The sequence below is a fragment of the uncultured Oscillibacter sp. genome, assembly GCF_910587525.1.
In the GTDB taxonomy this organism is placed as follows: Bacteria; Bacillota; Clostridia; order Oscillospirales; family Oscillospiraceae; genus Oscillibacter.
Window position 1 is genome coordinate 1 of sequence record NZ_CAJULS010000169.1, and the last position, 4,032, is coordinate 4,032.

General features: G+C 58.8%; 3 protein-coding genes. All 3 read left to right on the top strand.

The genetic code is table 11. The annotated features are described in order from the left end of the window. A partial coding sequence (locus QZ326_RS11670; protein ID WP_295745384.1) for a recombinase zinc beta ribbon domain-containing protein occupies window positions 1–941 on the top strand: 941 nt, incomplete at its 5' end. A gap of 734 nt (window positions 942–1,675) precedes the next feature. After that, window positions 1,676–2,998, top strand: a complete 1,323-nt coding sequence (locus QZ326_RS11675; protein WP_295745387.1) for an ABC transporter substrate-binding protein — start codon at window positions 1,676–1,678, stop codon at window positions 2,996–2,998. A 90-nt stretch (window positions 2,999–3,088) separates the two neighbouring features. Beyond that, on the top strand, window positions 3,089–3,931 hold the full coding sequence (locus QZ326_RS11680) for a carbohydrate ABC transporter permease (protein ID WP_295745390.1): 843 nt from the start codon (window positions 3,089–3,091) through the stop codon (window positions 3,929–3,931). Window positions 3,932–4,032: the final 101 nt, after the last annotated feature.

Below are 4,032 nucleotides of genomic sequence, written 5' to 3' on the forward strand. Positions count from 1 at the left end.
TCGACCTGTTCACCAAGAAGCAGAAATTTCTCCCGCCGGAGGAATGGGTGATGTTCAAGGACGAGACCGGGGAGATCGTCCCGGCCATCGTCTCCGAGGAATTGTGGGACAAGGCCAACGCCGTATTGAAAAAGCGCAGCGAGGACGTGAAGGGCCGCCAAGGGATCTGCAACCACGCCAACCTCCTCACCGGAAAGCTCTACTGCACCCACTGCGGCGCGGCCTACTACCGCCGGGAGTCGGTGGACCGGCAGGGGAACAAAAACAGCAAGTGGGTGTGCTCCGGCAAGATCAAGAACGGGGCAGACAGCTGTCCCTCCTTTGCCATCTATGAGGAGGAGCTAAAGCCCCTGCTCTTTGAGGTGTTCCGGGAAACCGAGGCGGATGCCCAGGCCCTGGTGGAGGAGTACATCGAGATGTACAAGGCACTGGGGGATGGGGAGGACACCGCCAAGCAGATCGCCGCACTACGTCAGCAGATCGAGCTGGCCCAGAAGAAAAAAAGCAAGCTCCTGGGGTACAACGCCTCCGGCCAGCTCTCCGACCGGGATTTCCTCTCCATGAACAAGGACTGTGACCGGGAGATCAGCGAGGCGGAGCGGCAGATCTACGACCTGGAGCAGCAGCAAATGTCCCGGGAGGATTTCCGCAAGCAGATTGAGACCATCCGACGGGTGCTCCGGGAGGCGGCGCGGGACGCGGCCCAGGGACTCATCAGCAAGGAGTTTGTGGACAGGTATATTGACAAGATCTTCGCCACCCCGGAGGAGGACGGCTCCCTGCGGCTGCAAATCAAGATATTTACCGGAGAGTCCACCGAAAAGTATCTGCAAAGCCTCCGGGCGGGCGCGGCGCGCAGCGCCCAGGGGATCCAGCGGCACGCTGGTCGTACGGGTCACACGTTCAAGAAGATGATCGAGTCCTACGAGAAGTCTCTGTAACTTCCCGCTGGAATCAAAAAGGGGAGGACCGGCAAATGCCGGTCCTCCTTTATCTTCACAAATTTCTGCGGCGCCGACCTCCTTTTTCCGCTTCGGATCGTATCGGTGAAGGACCCAGTAGCAGCTCTTGACCGCCAGTTTGGCCTCCTTCTGGGCCCAGGCCATGCCCATGACGATGCCGTGGTTGATACAGGGGGCATCTGGGCCGCGGTGGTGTCCTTGCTGGAGAGGCCACAGCGGCCTCCCAGGACCCGGCGCCCGCCCTGCTGGAGAACAGAACATGTCCTTGCAGAGAGGCTCGCCAGCCGCTCCCGGCTCCTTGGTGCGGTCCAGCACGGTAGAAGTTTGCAGCTCTCCGGCAGGGCTGTCAGGAAGTGCCTGGAGCTGAAGGGCCGGTACAGCTAACCGGCGGACCCGGGGGATGCCGGTGTGCAGGACGCATATGTGTTTTCCGGGAAGTCAGAGGCAGAGGAGCATGCTGGCGATCAAAAAAGGTATACCGGTCTGAGGTCCGAATTTTTACGTATGTCTGCGTGCAGCTTGCGTAAGACTGGGTAAATTGTACAAAATAGCGGGGGCTGTTTTTCCTGATTCTCTGAATTTGGAAGAATTGCTCAGATTCTTCTTGCATCTCTTGCCTAAATGAGCTATTATAAATACAAGAATTGGAAACGTTACCAGTAACGTTTCCAAAATGCGACCAGGCACTCAATAATAAACAGGAGGAAAATGAAATGAAGAAGAGACTCTTGACCCTGGCCCTGTGCGGCGTCATGGCGCTGTCTTTGGCCGCCTGCGGCGGAAACAGCGGCAGCAACCCGCCTGCCGGCGGCGGAAGCTCCGGAGACGGCAATTCCAGCGCTGCCTCCGGCTCTGTGTACTACCTGAACTTTAAGCCCGAGCAGGACGGCGACTGGCAGAAGCTGGCCCAGGCATACACCGCCGAGACCGGCGTGGAGGTGAAGGTCCAGACCGCCGCCTCCGGCCAGTATGAGGCCACCCTTATGAGCGAGATGGCCAAGACCGAGGCCCCCACCCTGTTCCAGGTCAACGGCCCTGTGGGCCTTGCCAACTGGAAGGACTACTGCTATGACCTCAGCGGCTCCGCTCTGGCCGGTGAGCTCTCCAGCCAGGATTTCGCCCTGATGGACGGCGGCTCCATGTCCGGCATCGCCTACGTTATCGAGACCTACGGCATCATCGTCAACACCAAGCTGCTGGGAGACGCCGGTTACACTCTGGACGACATCAAGTCCTTCGCCGACCTGAAGAAGGTGGCCGAGGACATCACCGCCCGCTCCGGCGAGCTGGGCTTCTCCGCCTTCACCTCCGCCGGTATGGACGGCTCTTCTGACTGGCGCTTCAAGACCCACCTGGCAAACCTCCCTATCTACTTTGAGTACGAGGCTGACGGTATTGGTGACACCGACGCCATCAAGGGCACCTATCTGGACAACTACCGGGCCATCTGGGACCTGTATATCAATAACTGCACCTGCGCACCCACCCTGCTCTCCGCCAAGACCGGCGATGACTCCGTTGCGGAGTTTGTCACCGAGCAGGCTGTGTTCTATCAGAACGGCACCTGGGCCTACGGCGACGTGGCCGATGTGGGTGAGGAGAACCTGGGGATGCTGCCCATCTATATTGGCGTGGGCGATGAGGCCAACCAGGGCCTGTGCACCGGCACTGAGAACTACTGGTGCGTGAATAAGAACGCCTCCCCGGAGGATATTCAGGCCACCCTGGACTTCATGTACTGGTGCGTCACCTCTGAGACGGGCCTGGAGTATCTGTGCTCCGGTGACCACATGGGCTTCGTGATCCCCTTCAAGGGCAATCTGGAGTCCAGCAACCTGCTGGTGAACATCGCCAACGACTATGTGGCCAACGGGACCACCAGCATCAAGTGGTGCTTCCCCACCATGCCCTCTGAGGAGTGGAAGAACGTCCTGGGCTCTGCCCTGACCAACTACGCCGCCGATCAGACCGACGCCAACTGGGAGACCGTGCGGGCCGCCTTTGTGGACAACTGGGCCGCTGAGAAATCCAAGTAAAACGCCATACCGGGGCGGACGGAAATGATCCGCCCGCCCCGTTCGTTTCCCGCCTCACCACACTCTGAGAACAAGGAGGCTGCGTAAGCCATGGAAAAATCCATCAAGCGCTATTTCCCTGTATTTCTGGGCCCCACGTTCCTGGCGTTCATCATTGGCTTCATCGTCCCCTTTATCATGGGACTGTACCTGTCTCTGTGTGATTTCCGCACGGTGACGGACGCGAAATTCGTGGGTCTTTCCAACTTTGTCAAGGCGTTTCAGGACACGGAGTTTCTCCACGCCTTCCTCTTTACCTCCGCCTTTACCGTGGTGACGGTGGTGCTCATCAACGTCATCGCCTTCGCGGTGGCCATGGTGCTGACCCAAAACGTCCCCGGCACCAACATCTTCCGCACCACGTTTTTTATGCCCAACCTCATCGGCGGCATCGTGCTGGGCTACATCTGGCAGCTGATCTTCAACGGTATCCTGGCCCGGTACGACCTGGCGTTGAAAATCAGCGCGAAGTACGGTTTTTGGGGCCTTGTGATCGTGCTGTGCTGGCAACAGATCGGCTATATGATGATTATCTACATCGCGGGGCTCCAGTCCATTCCCGGGGACCTGAACGAGGCCGCCCAGATCGACGGCGCCAATGGCTGGCAGCGGCTGTGGAATGTGACCATCCCCAACATGATGCCCTCCATCACCATTTGTACCTTCCTGACGCTGACCAACGGCTTCAAGCTCTTTGACCAGAACCTGTCCCTCACCGCCGGCGAGCCCATGAAGCAGACCGAGGGACTGGCCCTGAACATCTTCAACACGTTCTACGCCCGGGTGGGTTGGCAGGGCGTGGGCCAGGCCAAGGCCGTGGTATTCTTCATTCTGGTGGTGGGATTGGGACTGCTCCAGCTGCGGATGACCCGCTCCAAGGAGGTGCAGCAATAATGAAAACCAAGAGAAAAGGCTGGATCGCCACCGCGATTTTGACCATTGTGGCGGTATTCTACGTGTCGCCCCTCTTCATCGTGCTGATGAACTCCTTTAAG

What these genes read in the sequence shown, in the direction of transcription:
- QZ326_RS11675 (WP_295745387.1), top strand. Translation starts at nt 1,676, where the DNA reads ATGAAGAAGAGACTCTTGACCCTGGCCCTGTGCGGCGTCATGGCGCTG.
- QZ326_RS11680 (WP_295745390.1), top strand. Translation starts at nt 3,089, where the DNA reads ATGGAAAAATCCATCAAGCGCTATTTCCCTGTATTTCTGGGCCCCACG.